This is a genomic window from Geotalea toluenoxydans JCM 15764 (assembly GCF_001311985.1).
GTDB lineage: Bacteria > Desulfobacterota > Desulfuromonadia > Geobacterales > Geobacteraceae > Geotalea > Geotalea toluenoxydans.
This window is the reverse complement of record NZ_BBCJ01000008.1, coordinates 134,724-155,551: the sequence shown is the minus strand read 5'-3', so window position 1 is coordinate 155,551 and position 20,828 is coordinate 134,724. Positions and strand designations below refer to the sequence as shown.

The following is a 20,828-nucleotide window of genomic DNA, read 5'->3' as shown; positions in this document are numbered from 1 at the left end:
CTAGGCTCAGCATCTCTGTTTAACTTGAAAGATTTTATGAGCCACTTCCCTGTCTTAGGGCTATGAAAAAATGCTAAATATCCATGCTTGGGGCCTGAATAAAAGCTATAGGCATCAATCAGAATAAGATCAGTATCGGGATTTTGCTCCCACCGTTTTGTGTTTATGTGTTGAGGTTTTTCAAGGCCATCATTATAAATGAAATCGAGCACTGCTTTTTTTGTAAGCAGTCCAAAATCATCGCGAGCAGATCTTTCAGCCTTGCCCAGAACTACGACCCGGTTGATTTCTCCGCATGCTTTAATTAGATCGTTGAGGTCGTAGGCAATAGCCATGTTTTCTCGCTGTTGTTTATATGATACGTAACATAATAAGCCAAAATATTATACGTAAAATCCTTTAACGCGCAAGTGCAAAAATAGAAATAAATTCTAAGGCAAGGTAGGCACCTACAACCAGCGGCGGCACGCGGTCTCCGCTACGCTCCGCCGGTGCGCCTTTAGACGTTTAGGACAATCAACAAATGATAAAAAGAATACTTTTCATCTTTGCTTTCATCGCAGTTTTTCTAGCCGGAGTATTAACTGCTTCCATATTCCATGCCGGCTCGCCCATGGTGGTAATTGATTTTGTAAATAATTCAGGAAAGAAAATAGAGTCCATAGAGATCATTCAGAAATTCGGCAGGGATGAAAAAATACGACATCAGATTCAAGGGCTTACGGCAGGGACATCAAAGACATTCCGTATGTCTGCACCTGCTGAATCAAGCTATGGACTCATAGTTAATTTTGCCGACGCAGTCGGATTGCGGGCGGAGAAGGGTACATGGAGGCTGGCAACAAAGTCACAGAAGTAATAGGGACTACAAAAATTGAATCAAGGCATAACATTGGCGGATATAAACCCTAACTGATGAGTGCTACGACATCGTGACCCCCAATTTATTCACAGCAGTCTGTAGTCCAATTCTTCCGTTAGCACCATGACCTCAAGGAAAAAACATGTTTCTGACTTTTAATCGTAAATGGATGGTTTTTATCACCCTAATGGTCGGTCTGCTGCTGCCGCACTTGGCCACCGCCGAAAACGGGAACGATTTTTCCACTGCTCACTTGGAAGCGGCTGAACGCCTCGTGTATGCCATGGGGATGTACGAGTCACTGACCATTCCAACCAGAAAGATCTTGCAGCAGATGCGCACCAGTGACCCGGCCACAGCAGATTTGATGGCTGCTGTCGTGGAGCCCTTTATCGATAAAGAGTACATCGGCCATGAGTTCAGGGAGTTTATGGCGAGTCAATTCGATATGGAGACATGCCGACAGCTTTCCGAGCATTGGGAAGGACCGATAGGACGCAAGTTTGTCGCTACCCAAGTGCAGTTGCTGACTACTGGTAAAGCAAGACCTCTAAAGTTTACCCGGACCGAAGAAACCATAGCCAAGCGCTTTGAGAAAACCCCGGTATTTCTTGCATTTGCCCGTGCCATGCCTGCAATAGAGGCGAGACTTGCCGCCTTCGGCAAAGAAATCAAGGTACAAATGGCTGCGCGGATGAAGGAGGAGCTGGTACGCCGAAAAGAGAAAGCATCGGAAAATTAATATTCATCAGCTCCTGGCAAGGAAATTTCCGGTTGTACCGCCAAAATTAACAAAAAGGAGAACCGATGTTCACGCAAACAGGTACGATGAGAAAAGGCTTCAGCTGCATGATGGTTATTTTTGTTTTCGTGTTGCTGCAGGTCGGGAGCGCATGTGCTGAGGAGATATCAAAGGAGTTCAGAAGCGACATAATCAGACTGCTGAAAATGACCGGGGCCGAAGCCCTTGGTCTTCAAATGGGGGTAGCGGTTACGAACCAGATTATCGATTCTATGGGCAAGAATACCCCCGAGATGCCGCCTAAGGCCGTGGCGGCCATCAAGGATGAGATAAGTCAGGTTTTTGCAGAGGAAATGCCGAAACTCATGACAGAGATTGTGCCGGTATACGCAAAGCATTTCACTCAAGCCGAGATCAACGGTCTCATTGCCTTTTATAGCACTCCACTGGGCAAAAAGAGCATACAAGCAATGCCTGCAGTGATGGGCGAATGCATGCAGGTGGGGCAAGCATGGGGTGAGGGCATTGCCCCTGGGCTTGTTCCACGTCTGGAGTCCCGGCTGAAAAGAGAAGGATTTGATGATAAATAGCCCGGCCATGCATAAAAAAGGTCTCTACCTGGCAATTCTTTCCGCAATTCTCTTCGGCATGTCTCCGGTTGCCTGCAAGGCCATTGTCGGGCAGATGCCGCCGGCGCTCCTTGCCGGACTGCTCTATCTGGGCTCGGGCCTGGGACTGACCGGTGTGGTCTTGGGGCAAAGGGCCGATGTTTTCCATATTCTCGGTTCTCTTTCCTGGCGGCAGAAGGCACTTCTTGCCGGCGCGATTCTGTCCGGCGGGGTGGCCGCACCCCTTTTCCTGGCCTATGGTATCCGTTACGGCACGGCAAGCGAGGTGTCGCTGCTGCTCAATTTCGAGACCGTTGCAACCACTCTGCTGGCGTGGCTGATCTTCCACGAGCAGATCGGTTACCGGGTCTGGATCGGCAAGGTGCTCATCATCGGCGCTTCGATTTTGATGATTTTCACCGGCAGCAAAGAGGTACAGTTGTCGATTCCCGGACTTTCCGTTCTGGCGGCCTGCCTCCTGTGGGGAATCGACAATAATCTCACCCGGGAGCTGGAGTCGATTCCTGCTTCCCTTCTGGCTTGCATGAAGGGGTGGAGCGCGGGGATATTCAACGTCCTTCTCTCCCTTTTCTTTTTCACAGGTCCTGTCACGGCATTTCAGGTCACAGGTGCGCTTGCTGTCGGAGCACTCAGCTATGGAGCAAGCCTTGTCCTGTTCGTCCAGGCACTGAGGGTGATCGGGACGGCAAGAACCAGCACCTGGTTTGCCTCGGGGCCGTTCATCGGCACCATCCTTTCGGTCATCGTTCTTGGAGAGCGCCCTCCGGGGGAGTACTGGGTGGCGGCGCTGGTCATGCTTTCGGGAATGTTTTTACTCTTTGGCGAACGGCATGGGCACGTGCATCGGCATGAACGGCTTGCCCATTCCCATCCCCATGGGCATGACGAGCACCATGCCCATGAGCACGACAAGGACGAGGATAAAGAGAATCATGACCATTTTCACGTACACGAGCCTGTAACCCATACACATACCCACTGGCCCGACATCCATCATCGACATCTTCATTAGTTAACGTCGTAAATAACATGTTTTTTCCCCAGATATATTAAAACCTGTGCCAACTTCCCATCTTAATGTGGTACTTTTATTGCTTATACTCGCTAACTACTATGCCCCATGCCGCGAAAAGACGGATTTGAATCATAACTGGCAAGAGCTTGAGGACGGCCACAACCTTACAGCCCAACGGGACCTTCATGCTGCAACTAGATATAAAAACACTTGATGTTGACGAGAAGACCCTCAGCACCCTGATGATGCACTCCCTGGTGCTTGAAAAGATGGCGGAGGGGGTGAGCGTCTGTGACGAAAACGGCTTTATTGTCCTGACCAACCCGGCTTTTAATAAAATGTTCGGTTACAATTCCGCTGACCTGCAAGGGCAACATATCACCGTTCTCAACGACTGTTCAGATGAAGAAAACGGAAGAATCTTCAGGGATATTTCCGGATCCCTCAGAACGGTGGGTGAGTGGAGTGGAGAGCTCCCCAATCGCCGGAAGGACGGCACGAAGCTTCAGACCCATGCACGCATCACGGCAATGGATACTTCCGGAAAATCCTATTGGGTGACGGTCCAGGAGGACATCTCCCACCGCAAGACGACCTCGGCCGAGATTGAACTGCTTCATGGAAATGTTGCTGCCCACGCCGCTGAACTGGAAGCAGCCAACCGTGAACTGGAGGCCTTCAGCTACACGGTTTCACATGATCTGCGCAAACCGCTGACCAGGATCATGGGATATACCGAGATGGTCCTCGAACAATGCAGCGAAATGAGCTACCGGCCGTGCAGGGATTACCTGCAGGAGATTTATGCCGGTGCCGAGCGGATGAACAAGCTGATCGACACCATCCTCGAGCTGTCGATGCTGACAAAAAAGGAGGTCAAAAGGGAACGGGTCTCCCTCAGCGACCTGGTGACGACGGTTGCCCTGGAACTAAAATTGACGGAGCCTGGACGCAGCGTCAATTTTCATATTGCCGATGGGGTAGTGGTCGACGGTGACGCGGACCTGCTCAGGGTGGCGCTGGAAAATCTCATCGGTAATGCCTGGAAATACAGTGCCCAAAAGGATGACGCTTTGATCATCTTCGGCGTTACCGAGAGTAACGGCAAGGTTGCCTACTTCATATGCGACAACGGGGTCGGCTTCGAGATGGCCCAGAGCGATAAGATTTTCACTCCATTTCAACGCCTGGCCAATGCCAGGACATACCAGGGTTTCGGCATCGGGCTTGCGACGGTCAAACGCATCATAAACAGTCATGGCGGCCGTATTTGGGCGGAAGGAAGCGTGGGAACCGGAGCTACTTTCTATTTCACGCTTGAGTAGGAAAACTGACAGGGTACTTTCCGATTATTTTTTGAAAGGGCTGCATCCATTGGAAGCAGCCCTTTTTGTGACCTGACGCTACCGCAGGGCCAGCTTTTCCTTGTTTGTTTCGGCGGTGACGGTTGTATCCATGGGGATAAGGGCAATTTCAATGCGGCGGTTCAGACTTCTCCCCCTGCTGGTATTGTTGGCAGCCGCCGGAGCATAGGGGCCGTACCCAGCCAGAGTCAAAAATTCAGGGTTTACCGCGCCTTTTTTCTGCAAATGCCTGACAACGCTGGCAGCTCGGGCTGCGGATAGATCCCAGTTGCTGGCATACCGGTGTTTACTTTTTATGGGAGTACTGTCCGTGTGGCCTTCAATACGGATGCGATTGTTTTTAACCTTTTTCAGAATACTCGCCACCCGCTCCAGTGCCTTTTTGCCCCCCTTGTTGATGGTGGCGCTTCCCGACCTGAAAAGCACCTGCTCGGGCATGGTAACGATCAGTTTGTCGGGATATTCGGTTACCAGGATTTCTCCTTTGCCGATCTGATCGCTGAAGTCCCTGCGGAATGCAGCGTAGGCATTTTCCTTTTCTTCGCTGCCCGACCTCTTCTTCGCCAGCTGAACCACATCCGTCCTGATCTGGATAAGATTGCTTTTCAGTGAGCGGAGGGTGGCATTGAGATTACTGATTCTTTCTTCGCGGTCTGCCACCGCAGCCTGCAGTTCGGGAACCTTTTTCGCCGCTTCTTCCTGGGCCAGGAGTAATGTGGTGAGCTCTTTGACCCTTGTCTCAGACTCATTCAACCTGGCTGTGAGCGCCTCCATATCGCTGGAAAATTCATGCCTCCTGTCGCCCATCGCCAAGTTGGCATTTTCTTTCTCCGCAGTCAGGGCCACATACTCTGCTTTCAGATTTTCATGCTCCTGCTCCAGCCTTGCCAGATTTTCCCTGTTTTTCTGCAACTCCCCTTGCAGGGCCTTGCCTGCAGCCTCCGACTTGGTCAAATTTGCCTCAAGGGTGGGAATATCTCCCCTGAGCATTGCCACTTCCTGGACCTTTTCATTGTACTTCGACATGGAAACACAGCCTGAAACCATTAGAGCAATCAACAGCGTACTTCCGGTTCTGATCATGCGCATGGCTACCTCCTTTGATGGTTTTGGTTTCGATTGCCATGGACACAAAGGGAGACTGGCAATCGTTCATGGTGTTCAAACGGAGTTATGACTGCACTTAGTTATACGTAGGTCTTGTTGCAACAGGAAAAGCTGCTGCAGAAGAGATGCGGCCGCATCTAGTATGTGGCCAAATGCTTTCTCACGGGGCATTTATAGGAATCGTTCAGCTGGCCAATTAATTGTCGTTAACAATTATATCCCGGAAGTAAAAAAAAGCTAACCCAAGAAAATTTTTTACGTTTTTCCCCTGCAGTTGTTCCTTCCTTGCCCCTTGGCGGTTGACATTCCTGTCCCATGTTGTTTAATAGTTTCCGTCCGGAAACGGTTTCCAATCGGAAACTGTTAGTGTCTCATCGGAGTTTCCGAGTGGCCAACTAAATAGTTTCGCATCCGGAAAGGGTGCTTTTTGGGCGTTCTGCCCGGAGGTATGCATGACCTTTTATGCCGCTGTCATACTCCTGCTCCTGGTAATGGATCCTCTGGGAGGCATCCCGTTCTTTATCTCGGCCCTTAAGAATGTCCCCGAACATCGGAAAAAGAAGGTAATCCTGAGAGAACTGCTGATCGCCCTGGCATTAATGATCCTGTTCATGTTCCAGGGAACAAAGATCCTTAAGCTGCTCAGCATCTCCGGTCCGTCATTGACCATAGCAGGTGGCATCATCCTGCTCCTCATCGCCATCAAGATGATATTTCCCTCCAAAGACGAATTCATGGAAAATGTAGTTGGCAATGAGCCGCTGATCGTACCCCTGGCAATACCTTACGTGTCCGGACCCTCGGCGCTCATTACCGTGACCCTGATCATGAGCAGGGAACCCCACCGCTGGAAGGAGTGGCTTCTGGCGTTACTTTTCGCCTGGGTTGTCACCGGCTCGATCCTCATCATGTGCACGGAGCTTGAGCGCCTGCTTGGTGAAAGGGGGATAATCGCCATAGAACGCCTAATGGGGATGATCCTTACTACCATTGCCGTAGAAATGACCCTGAATGGCATTGTAGCATTCCTGGCCCAGACCAAACCTGCCTGATCCCTATTCATCTCCCACCTTTGATTTTACAGTTCTTGCTAAGCCGGTGCCTTCCTCCAAGTCTCTTCCTGTTTTGACTTGAGATCGCTGATCCGATCCATGCAGTACTTGCCATTGGGGTTTTTATCCCATAGAGGCGAGCGGCGTTGCCGCCGAGAATTGCCCGTTTTACCACACCGTCGGCGGGGCCCAGCGGCTCAAAACCGAATTTCCTTTGCAGGTCTTCAGGAATCTCCATCCGCCGAAAGGCCTCTATTTGCCATTGGGGAGAACCATACCAAATGGAATCCGTACCCCACAGAACACGCTCATGGCCGAATCCTTTAATAAGCGTGCCCAGGATTCCTGCACAGTAGCGGGGGTTGCTGACTGCCGTCAGCGCAAACACAGAACCCAGCTCAGCGTACAGGTTGCCGATCCCGTGTTTCCTGGGCATTCTGGCCAGATCGCTGACCCACGGAATATAGCCGCTCCGTTCGAACGTATCGATGTCTTTTCTGGTTGGAGGGGACCCGGAGCGATAGGCCGAATGGTAAATGACGAAGGTGAGTTGTGGCCAATCTCTTGCCGCCTTCGGAATATCGTCAGTGGCGCCATAACGCCAGTTGGGACGCATCAGGATTTGGTGTCCGGCAGGCAGCAGTCCCTTGTGGATACATATTGTAGCGATCCCCGATTTAACCATCCGTTGGTAACCTGGGTAGACGACCTTCTCGTCATCCATCCTCCAGGGCCATTTGGACAGGCCGAATGGGGTGCCGACGGTGTAGCCTTTCCATGAGTCCGGCTTCCTCTCCGCTGCTGTGTCAAGCCCGTCAAGCCAGCCGCGTCGTCCGGGAGTGAATATGGCATGTGCGAACATCCTCCGCGAACCGGCAAAGGAATTGATCTTGTCCCTGGCCTTGATCACTTCCTGGTTGTGGAGGAACCAACGTCCCGGATCATCAGCCGGCGCGCTGGAGAGAAGGGCCATGGTCGTATCGCTCTCCAGAAAGACCTCTTTAATGTAAGGTCCGAAACGGATGCTGTCCAAGGTTGCGTTTTCTCCACGAAGCTGCGGGTTCCACTTTTTCGCCTCGCTTCGTAAAGAAAGAATTCTCTTTTCGGAGTATTTGTCACCGACGTAATGGGTCTGGACATCGAAGATGAACTGTTTCCGCAATCGCCGACCAGCTTCGGCGGCAGCCCCCGGATCGGCGGCCTCTGCCGGGTCAACCATGAACAGTGGGCCATGAACGGCATTAATGGCTAGAAAAGCCGCTGCCATGCCTGATGCCGTGGAAAGAAAACTTCGCCGGCTGATGCCCATTTTTGTGCACATGCGATCCGCATACCGCGCGAGTATCTCTTCCACCATGACGCGGCCATCTGTACCTGTGCCTGATCTGACCATTGGCATCCCTTTCCCCTTCACGTCGGACATTATGGACCTCCCATTAATAATGAATTTATTTTAACTTAAAAAAGAAGTATTAAAAGGGACGGAGCTACAAAAGGCACCACTTTCAGAGGTGTGTTTGCCTTAATCAGGATCAGGGTTAAAATTAACGTATTCCAACTTGGTGCCTGCAAAGGAGGATCTATGGAAAGGGCAGAGCTTATAGAACGGCTTAACGATCTGATAAAGCTCGATGTGAATGCTGTTGAAGCATACGGACAGGCAATAAAACACATCAAGTACGACGATATTCGCCGGAAGCTTCTGGATTTCCAGGACGACCACAAGAATCATGTAACCAGCCTTGCGGCAGTAGTCAGGGAATTTGGCGGAGAACCGGCAAAACCTTCACCTGATTTCAAGGGTTACCTGCTCGGCGGATTCACGGCGCTGAAGAGCATCACCAGCACCAAAGGGGCTTTGGATGCAATGGAGACCAATGAAAAGCTGACCAACAAGAAATATCAAGAGGCGGCTGACTTTAATTTGCCATCCCATGTGTTGAACATCGTCAGGAGCAATCTGGCTCAAGAGGAGAGACATTTGTCGTATATACAGGATATCCTCACCAACACTCGCCATCCCCTTTGATGTTTAAAGAAGGAGTTCGCTCAGGGACAACATCTATGATGCAAGACGAAACTAAAAAGCTGCTTGAACAGAGAGCTGAGGAACTGGAATACTGCCGGAACAGGCTGGTGAATATTATCGCCAAGTGTGTGGAGGGTATCGTTATTGCCGATGACGAGGGGATGATCCGCCATGTGAATGATGCTGCTCTTATGATTTTTCGACGTCAGGCTAACGAACTCATAGGTTTGCCCTTCCGTTTCCCCATTACGCCGGATGAGTCGAAAGAGCTGACCATAAAGCTGCCTGATGGAAATTTCCTGAATGTAGAGATGGCTGTTTCCCGGACCCAGTGGGAGGAAAAACCTGCATGGCTGATCACTCTGCACGATGTCTCGGCACAAAGATTGGCCGAGCAGGAACTGAGACTGCTCTTCCGGGCGGTCAGCTTCAGTCCCGTCATGACCATAATCACCGATGCGGAGGGTAGGGTGCAGTATACCAACCCCAAGTTTTCCGAGGTAACGGGTTGGACCCAGTCTGAGGTTAAAGACCAAAGACCGGATTTCCTCGATTCCAGCAAGATGCCCCTCGATCTGTACAGCCAGGTGTGGAAAACCATATCCAGGGGTGAAGAGTGGCGTGGTCAGCGGATGGCGACGAAAAAGAGCGGGGCAATTTATTGGGAATCGGTATACGTGTCACCGGTAAAAGACCTTGAAGGTAATGTGATCAATTATGTAGCCATAGCTGAGGACATATCCGAAAGAAAGAAAATGGAAGAGGATCATGCTTTTTTGGCTGCGATCGTCGGCTCGTCGGATGATGCCATCATCGGCAAGACTCTGGAGGGTATCATCACAAGTTGGAATTACGGTGCGGAAGCCATGTATGGTTACACTGCCGGCGAAATCATCGGCAGACCCATATCAATACTGGCTCCGGCCGAGCGGGCGGATGAGATTCCCCGGATCCTGGAAAAGATCCGCAAGGGCGAGCGGGTTCCTCCATTCAATACGGTGCGGGTGAAGAAAGACCAATCCCGTCTGAGTATTTCACTTCGATTGTCACCGATTATCGATAGTTCAGGGGCTATCATAGGCGCCGCGGCAATAGCCCGTGACCTAAATGCAAGGTCCGCTGATGTGCATGGGGATAAAAAGGATTTTTCAGTCATTTTGTGCACAGGAGACCGGAAAGGAGCTTCATGAGTGAGAACATTCAGAACCAATGCGAGGTAAGAATCTGGTGTGCCGATTGTGAACGCAGTGAATATACCACCAAGGGGGAGAAATATCTTTGTGCCAGCTGCGGGAAAATCCTCGAAAGTCATCATGAGATGCACCACGAGATTTTCCCCCATGTGTCGGGGGACGAGGATAATCTTTCCTGAATTGGCTTTTACAGGCCAAAAAGAAAAAAAGGGCGGCACCAATCCACCGCCGCCCTTTTTCTTGTCAGCTACTTCTTGCCCCGTTCCTCCAGCGCCTTGTTCAGCAGCGCTACCCCTTCCTTGGAGGCGGTAATCGAGGCCGCCAGGCTGTCACGGGCCAGATCGGGGTTATGGAAGCCGTCGCTGTTTTCTGCTGTCCACCATTCCCACAGCACATGGGCTTCTTCATGTTTTTCCCGTGCTTTGGCCAGCGTTGCCTCATCGACCCCGAAACGCTTTGCAGCGGCATAGGTATCGATCAGCTCACCGAGCCAGTATTCTGACTTGCGCATCTTGCCGCTGATATAGTTTTTTATGGCATCGATCTGGTAGAGCTGCTGCTCGGCGTTCCATTTCGGGTGGCAGCCTGGCACGATTCCTTGACGTGGCTGCGGGGACGGACCATCATGTGGGATTTATAGCTTTTGCCCTGCTTGTTCTTCATCACCGGCATATGGCAGTCGGCGCAGGTGACGCCGGCCTTTTCATGGACGCTGCCGGCATAGGTTTCCGCCTCCGGGTGCTGAAGCTTGACCAGGCGGGCTCCGGTCACCGCATGTTTGAAGTCGTAGAAGTTGAGCTTCCGGTAATGGTCGAGCAACTCCCTTACTTGCTTCAGAGGCATGTGGTTGGTGCGCTGGTCCTCATAGCCGACCCCTTTGCCGCTGTCGAACTCGAAACCCTTGCCGCAGGCATATTCCACATGGCACTGGGCGCACATCATACGGGAGTCCGACTTCTTCATGACGCCGATTTTGCGGAAGCCGTCCCGGAAAGAGATCACTTTCAGGTCGGTAGCGCCGTTTCTGGCGAACATGGTCGAACCTTTGTCGATCTGGTTGATCAGCTCATCGCGAACAATGCGCGGTTGTGCGCCGTGGGGATCATGACAGTGGATGCAACCTACCGGGTTGTGGGTATCCTTGGCCACGGCGATGATGTCGGAAGTGCGATCCCATTTGGCTTTCGGGTCCTTGTCTCCAAGGAACTTCCATTTCAGGATGTGATCTGACGTCTTGCACTGGATGCAGGTTGGATTGCCTGCCTTGCCCGTTTCGCCCATCTTGAAGTCAGGTCCTTTATCTTCCAGGATATCCCAGGTTTTGCCGACCTGATCAACACCGGCCCAGCGCTGTTTATACTGGAACCGGCCACCGGCGAATCGATCGACGACGAACTGGTCGGTGACCATGAAGGCGTGGCCACGGGGTTCGTTATGTTCGATGGTAAAGCCATAGGGTGCGAGCAGTTTGTCCATAACCGGAGAGCGTCCGCCGGGGATACCCTTTTCTTTGCGGGCGGGGGCTTCGTAATCAACCATCATGGATGTGGCATACTCATCTTTGTGGCATTTGCCGCAGAGTGCGGAGTCAATGATGGTTATCGGCCGGGTTTCAGAGTTGTCCAGATGCTCCTTGAGTTTATCGTGGCAGGTGCTGCAGGCGAGTTTTGCATGCTTTGAACCCTCTTTCAGGGCCTTTACTTCGTCGTGACAGCCATAGCAGGTTTCCCTGCCATCATCCTTTGCTGCGGGTTTTCCCTTTGCCGCCGTTGAAAAAATCGGGAACGACAAAAGCATTGCCATTCCAGCCGCAGCGGCTACAGACGCCAATCTCCTGTTGATCATGAAACCCTCCTTTTTTAAAATGCAAGTTTACAGCGGAAAAATAATATTTAAATAATAATTAAGGTTTGATCTAAGTCAATAAACAGTATTTAGTTGGTGTTCATAGTTATGACGATGGTGCGTCTTGTCAGAGCTGTCTGCTACAGTTAGAATGGATTGAAATCGACGGGAGGGTGATCTGCATGTCCCAACGCAACTATTGGCTTTTCAAGTCGGAGCCGGCAAATTTTTCATTCGATGATCTTAGAACCTGTCCGGACAGCACCGAACACTGGGACGGGGTGAGGAACTACCAGGCGAGGAATTATTTGCGAGATGAGGTGCAGGTGGGGGATCAGGTGCTTTTTTATCACAGCAACATTGCAGAGCCGGCCATCGTCGCATTGCCGAGGTTGTTAAGGCCGGATATCCGGACTGGACGGCGCGTGACCCGGAGAATAAGCATTTCGATCCGGCGAGTACGGCAGAGAAGCCGGTCTGGTACATGGTGGATGTGCGCTTTGTCAAACATTTCCCCCGGCCGGTCAAGCTGGCGGAACTGAAGAACAACCCAGCTGTCGGGCATGGTCCTTCTTTCCCGCAGCCGGCTGTCTATTCAGCCGGTGCGGGAGGAGGAATGGCGGCAGATTCTGCGTCTGGGAGGCGTAGAAGAGTAGTGTTCACTCCTGTGCCCTCACCGGCTCTTTTGGCTATCAGTTTTTTGCAAGACTCTTCTCCACCACTTCGTAAACATCCCGCGGCAGATTGGGGAGCGCCCTGATCCGTTCCAGTTCTCCACGCATCAATTCCTGCCGTTTCTGGTCCAAACGGTGCCAGCGGGTCAGGGGCGACATGAGGCGGGCGGAGACCTGCGGATTGATGGGTATCAGGCGAATCAGCTGATCGGTGAGAAATCTGTAGCCGGCGCCGCTTTTATCGTGGAAGCGCACTGGATTGGCCTGGGAGAAGGCGCCGACCAGGGAACGGAAGCGGTTGGGGTTGGCCGGTTCGAAGGCAGGATGGCCAAGCAGTTTCTCCACCTCCACCAGCGTATCGGGCCTGCTCGATGTGGCCTGCAGGGAGAACCACTTGTCAACTACCTGTCGGTCTCCCTGCCAGCGCTGATAGAACTCTTCAAAGATGATGCGCCGACCGGGAGAATTGGAAGAAGCGAGCGGACCCAGCGCTCCCATGGTATCGGTCATATTGTCAGCCTTACGGTACTGGTCGATGCACAGGGCGACTTCTTCATCGCCGTCAAGGGTCATGAGATAGGCGAGACAGAGATTGGCCAGACGTCGGTCTCCGGCTAGGCCATCACCCACCTTGTAGGGGCGGGTCGGGCGGCAGGCCGAGTGAACCTGGTGAAATTCCGCCTTAAGCTCGGTAGCCAGCCTTTTTCTTACAAACTGACGGACGGCATGGATCGCATCGGGATCGGCCACGGCCATAGAATCGGCCAGATATGCCTCGCTGGGCAGGGTTAGGGCCTCGGCGAGAAAGGCACGGTCTTTTTCGTTGCCGGAAAGAGTTTCTTTGAAGGCTGAAATGATGCCTTTGTCCAGCTCCAGTTGACGCCCGGCCTGCCAGTCGGCCACCAGGCCGAGCATGACCTGGATAGCCAACTGCTGTCCCGCCTCCCATCTGCAGAAGGGATCGGTCTCATGGGCCATCAGAAGGACCAGCTCCTCGTGACTGTATGCATAATCCAGCCGAACCGGCGCGGAGAACCCGCGCAAAAGTGCCGGCACCGGGGCCGTTTTCAGACCGGTGAAGCGGAATTTCTCTTCCGATTGGTGCAACTCCAGAACCCGTGTCGTCGGTCCGGCAGAGTCCTCCCCTTCCATGGTCAGGGGCAATTCATTGCCGTCCCTGTCGAGCAGACCCATGGTCAGAGGGATGTGAAGCGGCTCCTTCGGTGTCTCATCACCTGTTTTTGGATAGCTTTGCCTGATGTTGAGGAGATATGTTCCTGTCGTGGCCTGGAATTCCCCCTTTATCTGCAGTTTCGGGGTACCCGCCTGGCTGTACCACCGCTTGAACTGGCCCAGGTCAATCCCTCCCGCATCGGCCATGGCCCGGACAAAGTCCTCAACGGTTGCCGCCTGGCCATCATGGCGCTTGAAATAAAGATCCATGCCCTGGCGGAAGCGCTCAGGACCAAGCATGGTGCGCAACATGCGGATCACTTCGGCGCCCTTGTTATAGACGGTGACGGTATAAAAGTTGTTGATTTCCATGTAGCATTCGGGCCTTACCGGATGGGACATGGGCCCGGCATCTTCGGCGAACTGGGCGGTGCGCAGGTAACGGACGTCGGCGATGCGCTTGACCCCCCGCGATTCCATGTCCGCTGAAAATTCCTGGTCCCGGAAGATGGTCAGCCCCTCCTTGAGGGAGAGCTGGAACCAGTCGCGGCAGGTGATCCGGTTGCCGGTCCAGTTGTGGAAATATTCGTGGCCGATGACCTCTTCGATGGCCTGAAAATCGTCGTCGGTGGCCGTTTCCTGGCTGGCCAACACGTAGCGGGAATTGAAGACGTTCAGACCCTTGTTCTCCATGGCTCCCATATTGAAGTCATCAACGGCGACAATCATGTAGATATCCAGGTCGTATTCGCGGTCGAAATTTTCCTCATCCCAGAGCATGGCTTTCTGCAGCGACCGTAGGGCGTGATCGCATTTGGTCCGGTTCTGTTCATTCACATAGATGCGGAGGGCAATTTGACGCCCGGAGCGGGTGGTGAAGGTATCTTCCAGGCAGACCAGGTCTCCGGCCACCAGGGCGAAGAGATAGCTGGGCTTGGGAAACGGGTCATGCCAGGTGACGAAGTGGCGGCCGTTGTCGAAATTTCCTTTTTCAATCGGATTCCCATTGGAAAGTAATACGGGGTAACGTTGCCTATCGGCCACGATGGTGGTGGTATAAACTGCCAGCACATCGGGCCGGTCGGGGAAATAGGTGATGGAGCGGAAACCTTCAGCTTCGCACTGGGTGCAGAACATGCCGCCGGAACGATAGAGCCCTTCCAGAAAGGTGTTGTCCTGGGGACGCAATTCAGTGGTGATTTCAAGGACGAATTTATCCGATACCTGGTCAATAGTCAGATGTTCCTGGTCCACTTTATAGCTGCCGGGGACAAGCACCTTGTCGTCCAGCTTGATTTCCAACAGCGTGAATCGGTGCCCGTCCAGGACAAGGGGGGGCGTTCCAGAGGCCAATGCCTGGGGGGGCCGCATGATGCTGAGTCGGGAATGGACGTGTCGTCTCCTCGTCCAGTTCAAAACGCAGCTCCACTCTATCGACGATATAATCGGGGGGGGTGTAGTCCTTGCGACAAATGGTGCGATGGGGATTTTCGGTCATTATTGATTCTCCGGCAGTTGGTTTGGCATGGTTGCAGGGGAAATTGTAGCATCAAAAGGTTTTCCGGCAAAGGAGAACTTGGTAACTTTCTTTACAACAAGGCGGTGGATGGGGTATCTTGGCCGTATTTGACGAGGTGATTTAGTGGCTACGCGGATCAAGATACTTCCCGAGCAGTTGACCAACAAGATTGCCGCCGGCGAGGTGGTGGAAAGACCGGCTTCTGTGGTGAAGGAATTGGTTGAGAACGCATTGGATGCAGGCTGTAGCGAGGTCATGGTCGAGATCGAGGCCGGGGGAAAAAGACTTATCAGGGTCTCCGACACCGGCTGCGGCATGACACGGAAGATGCCCTGCTTGCCCTGGAAAGGCACGCCACCAGCAAGATATCTAATGATGAGGATCTCTTCAGCCTGGCCACCCTCGGCTTCAGAGGTGAAGCGCTCCCCTCGGTGGCTTCCGTTTCACGTTTCACCCTGGCAACCAGGGAAAAGGGGTCCCTGGAAGGGACCGAAATCTATGCCGAGGGGGGGCGGATAAAGGAGGTCAAGGCATGCGGCATGGCCGAAGGGACAGTAATCTCGGTGCGCAACCTCTTTTTCAACACTCCGGCCCGCCTCAAATTCATGAAGAGCAGCGAAACTGAGGCGGGGCATGTGGGGGACCTCCTGACCAGGCTGGCCATATCCCGCCCCGACATCCGCTTTATTTACACCAACGACGGCAAGACGGTTTTTCGCGCTCTCAATGCGGACCTGCGCGAACGGGTGGCAACCCTTCTCGGTCGCACACTCTCCCAGGATCTTTATCCGTTAGACTTCTGCGACGGGCAACTCAATGTCACCGGTCTGGTGGGCAAACCCGAATGCAGTCGTTCCGCCGCTTCCCATGTTTATACCTATATCAACGGCCGTTTCATAAGGGACAAGGTAGTGCAGCATGCCGTGCTTCAGGCTTATCGCAATTTCATGGAGCGGGGCCGTTATCCGGTGGTGGTGCTTTTCATAAGCGTTCCCGCCGCAGAGGTGGATGTGAACGTCCATCCCACCAAGCACGAAGTTCGCTTTCGGGAGCAAGAGGGTGCATGACGCCATTCAGGAGGCCGTGGAGTCAGTGCTGCGTTCTTCCCCATGGGTAAGAACACAGCCCATGGTGCAAAAGACGCAGGCTTCCACATCCATAGCGGCTGCAAGGATTGCCCAGGTGCGGGAGTCATTGACCCAATACCGTCCGCAACAAACGACACAACAATCATTCAGGATGTCCACACCGGCAGTGCCGGCAAGCTTCAGAGAAACAGCTCCGGCTGATCCCATGCCGGTAGCTGGGGCGGCTCCTGCGCCGGAAGTAGAGCACCGGTATTTTTCCGGCCTTTCGGTGATCGGCCAGTTTAACGCTGCCTATATCCTTTGCCAGGATGGAAACAGCCTGGTTATCATCGATCAGCACGCCGCACATGAGCGGGTTGCCTTTGAGCGCCTGAAGACCCAGCATGCTGCAATGGGAGTGGAGTCACAGCGGCTGCTTTTCCCCGAAACGGTGGAGTTTTCATTCAAGGAAGGTGCTGTCATCCGGGAGCACCAAACCGAGCTGGATCGGGTAGGGTTTAGCCTGGAGGAATTCGGTGGTTCCACCTGGCTGTTGAATGCCGTGCCTCACCTGTTGAGCGGCAATGATTATGTGAAGACACTGCGGGACATCCTGGAAGAGCTGCAGAGCCTGGGCCGAAGCCGTTCTTTTCAGGACATCCTGGAAGACATCCTGGCCAGGATCGCCTGCACAGTGTTGTGCGCGGAAGTCATTGCCTTAGCCAACAGGAAATAAAGGCACTCTTTCAGCAGATGGATGCCACAGAATTTTCCAGCAACTGCCCCCATGGGCGACCGGTGTTACACACACTGACCCTTGCCGAGATCGAGCGGATGTTTAAACGGTAGAACAAAGAGTGAAGAGTGAAGAGAAAATCAAACTGGTGAGTATCGTCGGGCCCACTGCCTCAGGAAAGACTGAGCTGGCGGTGCGCCTGGCCGAGCGTTTTGACGGCGAGATCGTCAATGCCGATTCCATGCAGGTATACCGCGACATGGATATCGGTACGGCTAAACCGTCAGCCGACCTGAGCAGCCGCGTACCCCATCACCTCATGGATATCGTTACTCCTGATGTGAATTTTTCCGCTTCCGATTTTCGCCGGCATGCCGTTGCGGCCATCGCAGATATCCACAGCCGCGGCAAGAGAGTCTTCATCGTTGGGGGGACTGGCCTTTACATCCGTGCTTTGCTCCAAGGGCTGGTTGATTCGCCTAGCGGAGACGAACAAATCCGCGGAGAATTGAATGAACTGGCAAAAGAAATTGGCAACGAAGGCCTTTTGCAGCTGTTGGCTGAGGTTGACCCGATTACTGCCGAACGACTTCACCCCAATGACCGGGTAAGGATTATCCGTGCATTGGAGGTGTACCGGCAGACGGGGCGTCCAATGTCACAGTTCAGGCAGGAGCATGGTTTTGCCGAACAGATGTATGACTGCCTGATGCTGGGGATAAATGTGGAGCGGCAGGAATTATACAGCCGGGTGGAAAAGCGTGTTGATGAAATGATAGCGTCGGGCCTGGCCGTGGAAGTGGAGGAGCTGTTCCGACTGGGCTATGCCAGGGATTTAAAGGCAATGCGCTCCATAGGCTATAAGGAGATATGTTCTTTTCTTAAGGGTGAAATTTCTCTGGATCAGGCGGTGCAGCTGATCAAGAGGGATACGAGACGTTATGCAAAACGGCAGATGACTTGGTTTAATAAAGAATATGGGATTAAATGGGTTGAATATCCTGCGGCATTTGCTAATATTTGTAACCATGTGATTGAATTTTTTGAAAGAGGAGAGGACCATGCCAAAAGCACCTTTCAACATCCAGGATCAGTACCTTAACCAGGCACGAAAAGAGAGGGTAAAGGTTACCGTCCAGCTCATGGCCGGCAGCAAGCTGGAAGGCTACATCAAGTCGTTCGATAATTTCTCGGTTCTTATGGAAGTACAGGGCGATCTTCTCATCTATAAACACGCCATATCCAGCATAACTTCTGTGGACGGTAATTTCAGACTGCATCAATAGGCACTGCAACAGCTTCAACGATCAAAAAACAGGGATTGACCCGGCTGGGTCTTCCCTGTTTTTGTTTGTAAAAGAGGGATTGCTGCGCTATCCTTGCTGGCTGCGCAGCCAATCATCTTTCTTTATTCGGGATAATCATGACGATGACCAGTGAAAAAAAATTTTTGATCATTGCTATGCTTTTTGCTTTAGTGGCGCTGACTGTGATTTTCCTGTCAGGAACAGTTTTCCTGCCGGTCTTTATTGCCCTGATCCTCACCTACATCTTGAACCCTCTCGTGGCAAAGCTGACGGAGCGAGGGATGAACCGGACACTTGCCATAATTCTAGTCTTCCTTGTGCTTGTTCTTCTGGCCACCCTGGCAATATTGTTCTTCATCGTCTCCATAAAAGGGGAGTTGGGTTCAATAGAGATAAATCTTCCCGAGTACGCTAACCGGCTGTACAACTATATACCGGCCGGCGTGAAGGCGTACCTGGATATCGAGACGTCGGAAAAGGCCTATCAACACCTGACAACAGCGCTTGAGCGGTTGCGCGGCATTTCCTTCAGCCTGTTCAAGGAAACATTCGCCGTTGTTACGCGGGCCTTCAGCTCCACCTTGGCCTTCGTTCTATCCATCCTCGGCTATTTCATCACTCCCATCTATCTTTTTTATTTTCTCCAGGACATGCCGGAACTGAAGACCACATTGCTGAATCTTGTCCCGGAGCGTTACAGGCCATGGTTTTGTCAGAAGGCGGCAGAGGTGGATGAGGTGCTTTCATCCTTCGTCCGCGGTCAATTGATGCTTTGCGCCATTTTGGCGGTGCTTTACAGCATCGGACTTTACTTCATCGGTATTGACCTGGCTATTCTCATCGGCACCATATCCGGCCTTCTGTTCATGATTCCCTATCTGGGGACGCTCTTCGGCATTGTCTTTTCCATGCTCATGGCCTTTCTCAAGTTCCATGATCTTCTACATCCAATGCTTTGTCTGGGCTGGTTCATGCTGGTGCAGGCGGCAGAAGGGGGCATCATTACCCCCAAAATCGTTGGTAACAAGGTGGGGCTGCATCCTGTTGTAACAATCCTTGCCCTTCTCATGGGGGGCCAATGGTTCGGCATATTCGGCATGCTGCTGGCGGTGCCGGTAACTGCAGTGCTCAACGTTTTTTTTCGCTCGCTGCTCGATTATTACCGGAGCACGGCATATTACAAAGGTGCGTGATGGAAGGTTTGTTGATCGAAAGTGTTATACCGGAAAGCATCGCCGACGAGCTTGAAATAGAGGCGGGGGACCGGTTGGTAGCCATCAATGGCCACAGGCTGCGGGACATCATCGATTTTAATTTTTTTTCCGCAGATGAGGAGCTGACCCTTGAGGTTGTGAAAGGGGATGGAGAGGTCTGGGAGATGGAGGTGGAACGGGATGAATCCGAGCCTCTCGGCCTCATTTTTCAGGCGCCGGTTCCTGCCGAGTGCGGCAACAAGTGTATTTTCTGTTTTGTTCATCAATTGCCCAAGGGACTGCGGAGGCCTCTTTACGTCAAGGATGAGGATTACCGGCTCTCTTTCCTCTACGGCAACTATGTGACTCTGGCCAATATCGATGCCAGCGACCTGAAGCGGATCAAGTCGCAAAGGCTCTCACCGCTCTATATTTCCGTACATGCAACAGATCCTCTGGTGCGGGAAGAGATGTTGGGCAAGCCGGGAATTCCTCCTATTCTCGAAATAATGAAGGAACTGGCAGGGGCCGGCATTACCATGCACACCCAGGTGGTGCTTTGTCCTGGAGTCAATGATGGCAAAGTTCTGGCCCGGACAGTTGCCGATCTGTCGTCACTGTTTCCCGCTGTTGCTTCCCTGGCTGTGGTACCGGTCGGCCTGACCATGCACCGCAAAGGACTGCCGGCCTTACAGTCGGTGACGAAGGAATATGCAGCTGAATTGCTCTCCCAATGGCAGCCTGAAATGGCCGGGCTGGCAAGGCGTCTGGGGGAACCTTTCCTCTTTTTTGCCGATGAGTTCTACATTAAAGGGGAGGTGGCATTTCCTCCCCTTGAGTTGTACGGAGACCTCCCACAGATTGAAAACGGTGTCGGTATGGTGCCGGTCTTTCTGGAGGAAGCGGATGAAGTTGTCCATGGGGCAAAAAGGTTGAAGCAGGCATCTGTCACCGTTGTAACCGGGGAGTCGCCATATCCTTATCTGGAGGGTTTCCTTCACCGCTTGGCGGACAAGACAGGAATAAAGTTTACAACCGTGCCGATAAAAAATCGGCTCTTTGGGGACACCGTCACGGTGACTGGACTTGTTTCCGGTGGCGACATTTTGGATTGCCTGAAGAAAGTGGAGTCAGGGGATGTAATTCTTATACCGGATGTTATGCTTAAGGAAGGGGAAGGGATTTTCCTCGATGATTTAAGTACTGATGATCTGCAAAATGCTTTGGGGAAGGATATCGTGGTCGCCGAATCGACGCCTCGTGGAATTTACGAAGCAATTATCCGATTTCAGTCTGCATGAAGCCGCTTGATCCCTAATTA

At 52.5% G+C, this 20,828-nt stretch carries 17 protein-coding genes and 3 pseudogenes; 15 read left to right on the top strand and 5 right to left on the bottom strand.

Features of this window, described 5'->3' with window-relative positions:
• Positions 1–335, bottom strand: a 335-nt coding sequence (locus tag JCM15764_RS07105; RefSeq protein WP_243688523.1) for a hypothetical protein, incomplete at its 3' end; no start/stop codon positions are given.
• A 188-nt stretch (positions 336–523) separates the two neighbouring features.
• On the opposite strand from JCM15764_RS07105, the gene JCM15764_RS07100 reads away from it, so the two are divergent.
• The 5 genes from JCM15764_RS07100 to JCM15764_RS07080 all read left to right on the top strand — a co-directional run bounded on the left by JCM15764_RS07100 (position 524) and on the right by JCM15764_RS07080 (position 4,573).
• Positions 524–859 (top strand): hypothetical protein, encoded by a 336-nt coding sequence (locus JCM15764_RS07100; RefSeq protein WP_054694004.1) that lies wholly within the window; start codon positions 524–526, stop codon positions 857–859.
• Positions 860–1,004: 145 nt separating this feature from the next.
• Positions 1,005–1,604 carry a hypothetical protein gene (locus JCM15764_RS07095; RefSeq protein WP_054694002.1) on the top strand — a complete coding sequence of 200 codons (600 nt, stop codon included), beginning with the start codon at positions 1,005–1,007 and terminating at the stop codon, positions 1,602–1,604.
• 65 nt (positions 1,605–1,669) lie between these two features.
• On the top strand, positions 1,670–2,194 hold the full coding sequence (locus tag JCM15764_RS07090) for a DUF2059 domain-containing protein (RefSeq protein ID WP_243688522.1): 525 nt from the start codon (positions 1,670–1,672) through the stop codon (positions 2,192–2,194).
• Entirely contained in the window at positions 2,184–3,245 is a 1,062-nt protein-coding gene (locus tag JCM15764_RS07085; RefSeq protein ID WP_243688521.1) for a DMT family transporter, read from the top strand. Before JCM15764_RS07090 ends, JCM15764_RS07085 begins: the two co-directional genes overlap by 11 nt.
• A 188-nt stretch (positions 3,246–3,433) precedes the next feature.
• Entirely contained in the window at positions 3,434–4,573 is a 1,140-nt protein-coding gene (locus JCM15764_RS07080; RefSeq protein WP_054693995.1) for a PAS domain-containing sensor histidine kinase, read from the top strand.
• Between the two features lie 78 nt (positions 4,574–4,651).
• Here JCM15764_RS07080 and JCM15764_RS07075 read toward each other — a convergent pair whose 3' ends face one another.
• Entirely contained in the window at positions 4,652–5,701 is a 1,050-nt protein-coding gene (locus JCM15764_RS07075) for an OmpA/MotB family protein (RefSeq protein WP_054693992.1), read from the bottom strand.
• A 470-nt stretch (positions 5,702–6,171) separates the two neighbouring features.
• On the opposite strand from JCM15764_RS07075, the gene JCM15764_RS07070 reads away from it, so the two are divergent.
• Positions 6,172–6,771: a MarC family protein gene (locus JCM15764_RS07070; protein ID WP_054693990.1), complete on the top strand. Its 600-nt coding sequence runs from the start codon at positions 6,172–6,174 to the stop codon at positions 6,769–6,771.
• Positions 6,772–6,778: 7 nt separating this feature from the next.
• Here JCM15764_RS07070 and JCM15764_RS07065 read toward each other — a convergent pair whose 3' ends face one another.
• A complete protein-coding gene (locus JCM15764_RS07065) occupies positions 6,779–8,194 on the bottom strand; it encodes an amidohydrolase family protein (RefSeq protein WP_243688520.1) in 1,416 nt (471 codons plus the stop codon).
• A 159-nt stretch (positions 8,195–8,353) separates the two neighbouring features.
• Between JCM15764_RS07065 and JCM15764_RS07060 the strand changes: the two genes are divergently transcribed.
• From JCM15764_RS07060 to JCM15764_RS07050, 3 genes are read left to right on the top strand one after another with little or no spacing between them, the layout of a single operon-like run.
• Positions 8,354–8,800 (top strand): ferritin-like domain-containing protein, encoded by a 447-nt coding sequence (locus JCM15764_RS07060; protein WP_054693984.1) that lies wholly within the window; start codon positions 8,354–8,356, stop codon positions 8,798–8,800.
• A gap of 35 nt (positions 8,801–8,835) precedes the next feature.
• Positions 8,836–9,990: a PAS domain-containing protein gene (locus tag JCM15764_RS07055; RefSeq protein ID WP_054693981.1), complete on the top strand. Its 1,155-nt coding sequence runs from the start codon at positions 8,836–8,838 to the stop codon at positions 9,988–9,990.
• Positions 9,987–10,172 carry a hypothetical protein gene (locus JCM15764_RS07050; RefSeq protein WP_054693978.1) on the top strand — a complete coding sequence of 62 codons (186 nt, stop codon included), beginning with the start codon at positions 9,987–9,989 and terminating at the stop codon, positions 10,170–10,172. The genes JCM15764_RS07055 and JCM15764_RS07050 overlap by 4 nt, the downstream gene beginning before the upstream one ends.
• Positions 10,173–10,240: 68 nt before the next feature.
• Here the strand turns inward: JCM15764_RS07050 and JCM15764_RS07045 are convergent.
• Positions 10,241–11,469, bottom strand: a pseudogene (locus JCM15764_RS07045) (ammonia-forming cytochrome c nitrite reductase subunit c552).
• 551 nt (positions 11,470–12,020) lie between these two features.
• Between JCM15764_RS07045 and JCM15764_RS07040 the strand changes: the two are divergent.
• Positions 12,021–12,494: pseudogene (locus JCM15764_RS07040) on the top strand (EVE domain-containing protein).
• Positions 12,495–12,530: 36 nt separating this feature from the next.
• Here JCM15764_RS07040 and pepN read toward each other — a convergent pair.
• Positions 12,531–15,101, bottom strand: coding sequence for an aminopeptidase N (gene pepN / locus JCM15764_RS07035; protein ID WP_279384319.1), 2,571 nt, complete (start codon positions 15,099–15,101; stop codon positions 12,531–12,533).
• A gap of 226 nt (positions 15,102–15,327) precedes the next feature.
• Here pepN and mutL point away from each other — a divergent pair.
• From mutL to JCM15764_RS07010, 5 genes and pseudogenes are all read left to right on the top strand, one after another.
• Positions 15,328–17,007 (top strand): annotated as a pseudogene (mutL, locus tag JCM15764_RS07030) (DNA mismatch repair endonuclease MutL).
• Positions 17,008–17,128: 121 nt separating this feature from the next.
• Complete coding sequence (gene miaA / locus JCM15764_RS07025) at positions 17,129–18,109, top strand: tRNA (adenosine(37)-N6)-dimethylallyltransferase MiaA (protein WP_054693974.1); 981 nt, start codon at positions 17,129–17,131, stop codon at positions 18,107–18,109.
• Positions 18,069–18,293, top strand: a complete 225-nt coding sequence (gene hfq, locus JCM15764_RS07020; protein WP_012648177.1) for an RNA chaperone Hfq — start codon at positions 18,069–18,071, stop codon at positions 18,291–18,293. Before miaA ends, hfq begins: the two co-directional genes overlap by 41 nt.
• A gap of 143 nt (positions 18,294–18,436) precedes the next feature.
• Positions 18,437–19,507, top strand: coding sequence for an AI-2E family transporter (locus JCM15764_RS07015; protein WP_243688519.1), 1,071 nt, complete (start codon positions 18,437–18,439; stop codon positions 19,505–19,507).
• Positions 19,507–20,808, top strand: a complete 1,302-nt coding sequence (locus JCM15764_RS07010) for a DUF512 domain-containing protein (RefSeq protein ID WP_054693968.1) — start codon at positions 19,507–19,509, stop codon at positions 20,806–20,808. Before JCM15764_RS07015 ends, JCM15764_RS07010 begins: the two co-directional genes overlap by 1 nt.
• The last annotated feature ends 20 nt before the right edge of the window (positions 20,809–20,828 follow it).